Here is a 3741-nt window from a genome sequence, read left to right as displayed (position 1 = left end):
GACCGCTAATAAGTGCACTAGCACTATTCCAGGGTGACCAGGATGCAGGCTGGTAATTAAGACTCAGCTGAGCGTTATCAGTAATACGATCAGTCCATGCATTGGCTGCCAAAAGTTTTGCCGTCAGAACGTCGGCGTCGGCTTCAGCTCTGAGGCGAGCCGCAAAAACCAAATCCAGACCAAGGGTAGCCAGGCTCAAGCGACCACTCGTGATCGCCTCAGACCAATAAGTGAGACCATCGGAGTCACCATTGCGGCCAAAGAGATTCAAGTAAAGGGAATTGACCTGCGAACGAATATCATGGTTCAAAAGGGTCTGCTGAAATTCTGGCTGGCCAAAGACCATACGGCTAAAAGCTGCTTGGTCAACACCTTGGGAAACCCAGTAATTGAGGCCGTCTGGGTCGGCAGGGCGGCCAAAGTAGCAGATATAGAGGAGCTGAAGGTCGTCGCGAGGAGTAGTCATGGCAGCATGACTAGGAATCGAAGAGCGACTTCACGAGCTCTATCTGCGCTGGAAGACAATGGGTTTTCAGATCGTAACCGGATACAACTGAAGCACGTGCACGATGACGCATGGAAGCAAAGCGTTCTGGGCTCTGGATCACTGAGACCACTGAAGAAGTAAGCCTATCTTGATCAAAGAAGTCTACAAGTAGACCATTATTCTCATGCTCAATCACTTCGCGAACAGGCTCTGTATCACTTCCGACTACAACACAGCCCGTAGACAAGGCTTCGAGACAGCTCCAGCCAAGGACAAAAGGATAGGTATAATAGACGTGACAAGAGCTGACCTGAAGCAAGCGTCGATAGACGTCGTAAGAGGTGTTACCGACAAAGAAGAGGCGATCAAGGTCGAGCTCAGTCGCAACCTCATCGAGAAAGATGGACTTCCACGTTTTGCCTTCTGGAGCGGCTGCGCCGTAGCTGACCCCATCACCGCCGACAATCACGGTGATGAGATTCGGACACAGCCGCTGAATCTCGGGAAGAGAACGCATCAAGCGATGGTACCCGCGGTAGGGCTCAAGATTGCGGTTGACAAAAGTTAGAACCGGTTGATCATGAGTTAGTGTGATCCTGCGAATTCCAGACAGTGAAAGAGAGGCTTGTGGATCTGGACTTAGCAACGCAGTATCGATGCCATCGTGAATAACTCGAATCCGTTGTTGGCACCACTGCGGATAAGTCTGTGCCTGAAAATGAGTTGGGGATAAGCCAGCGGCCATCTCCTCCAAACCCATCAGGGCAGCAGCGGACTTACTGTGCACACGAGCTTGCTCTTGCCACTTCGATAGAGCTGAGAACTCAGGGTCAAAACCTACGTCCAACCCCTGAGCGCGGTAAAAGAACTCAAGGAAGTGCAGCTGCGGCACATCTGGCCAGATTTGCTTGAGGAACAACAGCTCGCCCCAACCAGGGTGACCAATGATCAGATCAGGGGTCCATCCCTGGTTCCGCAGGCGCTCTGCCTGTTCTGCAACACAGTGAGCTCGGATGAGCTTGGTCTCGTAGTCGTGGGCCCAAGGGTGTGCCTGCAAAGTAGTGCCGCGTTGAGGGCTCCAACTCTCAACAGGGATGCCTGAGATGGTCCGAAAGGGTGCCGAAGACGCTGAATGGTGATAAAGAGCTCGAACGTCATAACCCAGCCTCTGAAGAGCCGGTGCTAGATGTTTAAATTGACCAGGAAAGTTTTGGTGAATAAAGAGTAGACGCTGCGTAAGAGCTGAAGGGGACGTCGCAGCCATCAGATCAGAGCTTACGCAACGAATCAGTCTTGCTCTGCAAACCTCCTAGCAGCAATTGCATGTAAGAGACCTTACGGAGTTTGATATTGGCGGTAAGACTCATGCCCACCTGAAGAGGCAACTGTTTGCCATCCTTAAGTCGCAGCGATTGGGAGGACAGACTGATATCCGCTGGATAGCGATAATCGGGCTTGTTCATCGCTGGCTCAGGAGGAATTGCATCTGAGCCAATGCGCTTCACAAGGCCGTGAACAACTCCGAAGTCAACTGAGGGATAAGAGTCAATGGAAACATCAACAAGTTTACCGACGCTCACGAAACCAATCTTGCTGCTGGGGATTTCAACTTTTGCTTGAAGGAGGCCAGCGGGAACAATTTTTAGAACAGGTTCACTTCCCTGAGCCACGAAACCAGCTGACTTTGGTTTGAGGTCGTATACATAGCCAGACTCAGGGGATCGTATAAGCTGATAGCGGAGAATCACCTGGCTCTCAATAATTTGTGATCTGAGATCAGCTATTTGTGATTTAAGCTCACGTATCTGCTGTTGAAGGATAAGCTGCTTGCGACGATCGTCAACCTTGGAGATGGAAATCTGACCTACGATATCTTCAACTTTTGTTCGAGCTTCAAGAGCCTGAAGCTCGCCGACGCCTCCAACCTTTGCGAGAGACTCATAACGTTTCATCACTTCGGTAGAGTTGTCAAGACGGTTCTTAAGCATGGCCTGCTCTCGCGCTCCTAGAGCAACAGAACGATCAAGTTCATTGACCTTTAGGGCGAGCTCCTGCTCTTTGAAGCGCAAGGCGTCTTCGCTTCGTTTCAATTTGCTCGATGTAGCTTCAGTATCAAGACGAATCAGAACATCGCCCTTTTTCACCATCTGCCCTTCCTTAACAAGTATATCTTTAGCAACGCCCTGCACAGGCATCTGCACGTCCTTGACACTTCCGATTGGCTCAAGTTTTCCTGTGGCCACTACAACCTCCTCGGTCTGGGCTAAAACCAGCCAGGCAATGCCCAGCAGACTCCCGCTGATCAAGGTCCAGGTGATGGTTTGAGGCCAGAAAGGGGAGGATTCAACCAAGACTTCCTGATGTTCCGTTTTAACACGCTGCTCAAGCAGGTTTTGAGCACTCTGGAGAGAGCGATTCAAGCGAGTTGCAAGCTGTTCGAGTATCACTGGTCTCTTCATGATGACTCCTGCTGGCAGTACAAAGCATAGTAGCGACCCCGAAGATCTATTAATTCACTATGAGTACCAATTTCGGCAATCGATCCTTGGTGCATCATGATGATCTTATCTGCGTTTCGAATTGTACTTAGCCGATGCGTGATAAAGAAAACAGTGCAGCCCTTAAGTGCGGAGCGCAAGTTGTCACATACTCTCCTCTCAGTATCGTAATCCAGAGCGCTAGTGGCCTCATCCATAACCAGAAGCTTAGGTCTTGAGAGCAGGGTACGAGCAATGGCAATTCTCTGTCTCTGACCACCTGAAAGTCCTGCGCCACGCTCACCGACATCAGTGCTGTATCCGGCTGGAAGGTCCATAATGAAATCATGCGCGTTGGCAATGCGTGCAGCGGTAACAACAGCTTCACTGGAAGCATTTGGGTCGGTAAGGGCTATGTTTTCGCTGACAGTTCCGGCAAATAAAAGGGGTTCTTGGGGTACGATGCCGATTTGGCGGCGCAGGGAATAGAGTTCGACTTTTGAGATATCATAGTCATCGATCTTGATAGAGCCAGATTGAGGCTGATAAAGCCGAGGTAGAAGTTTCATCAATGTGCTCTTTCCGCTACCACTTTGACCCACGACTCCCACAAATGTGCCAGGGGCTATATCTAGATTGATGCGGTTAAGTATTAAAGGCTGTGACTGAGAGAATTGAAAAGATACATCCTCAAACTTGACGCGACCATCGATTCCAGGGAGAGGGATATTTGCTTGATCCTTCTCAGAAGACTCCTGTGGTGTATCGATAATGTCA

Annotated in this window: 4 protein-coding genes; all 4 read right to left on the bottom strand. The window is 50.1% G+C overall.

Going from position 1 to position 3741, the window contains the following annotated elements; translation table 11 throughout:
• A partial coding sequence (locus CB0205_RS15610) for a DUF4214 domain-containing protein (protein ID WP_156797689.1) occupies window positions 1–466 on the bottom strand: 466 nt, incomplete at its 3' end.
• Between the two features lie 10 nt (window positions 467–476).
• A complete protein-coding gene (locus CB0205_RS15120) occupies window positions 477–1751 on the bottom strand; it encodes a glycosyltransferase (protein ID WP_010312813.1) in 1275 nt (424 codons plus the stop codon).
• Window positions 1752–1755: 4 nt separating this feature from the next.
• On the bottom strand, window positions 1756–2907 hold the full coding sequence (locus CB0205_RS0100010; RefSeq protein ID WP_010312812.1) for an HlyD family secretion protein: 1152 nt from the start codon (window positions 2905–2907) through the stop codon (window positions 1756–1758).
• A gap of 35 nt (window positions 2908–2942) precedes the next feature.
• A partial coding sequence (locus CB0205_RS15115) for a peptidase domain-containing ABC transporter (RefSeq protein ID WP_010312810.1) occupies window positions 2943–3741 on the bottom strand: 799 nt, incomplete at its 5' end.

This window comes from Synechococcus sp. CB0205 (assembly GCF_000179255.1).
GTDB lineage: Bacteria > Cyanobacteriota > Cyanobacteriia > PCC-6307 > Cyanobiaceae > Vulcanococcus.
Note: the sequence above shows the minus strand (reverse complement) of the source record. Positions and strands in the feature narration are given on the sequence as shown.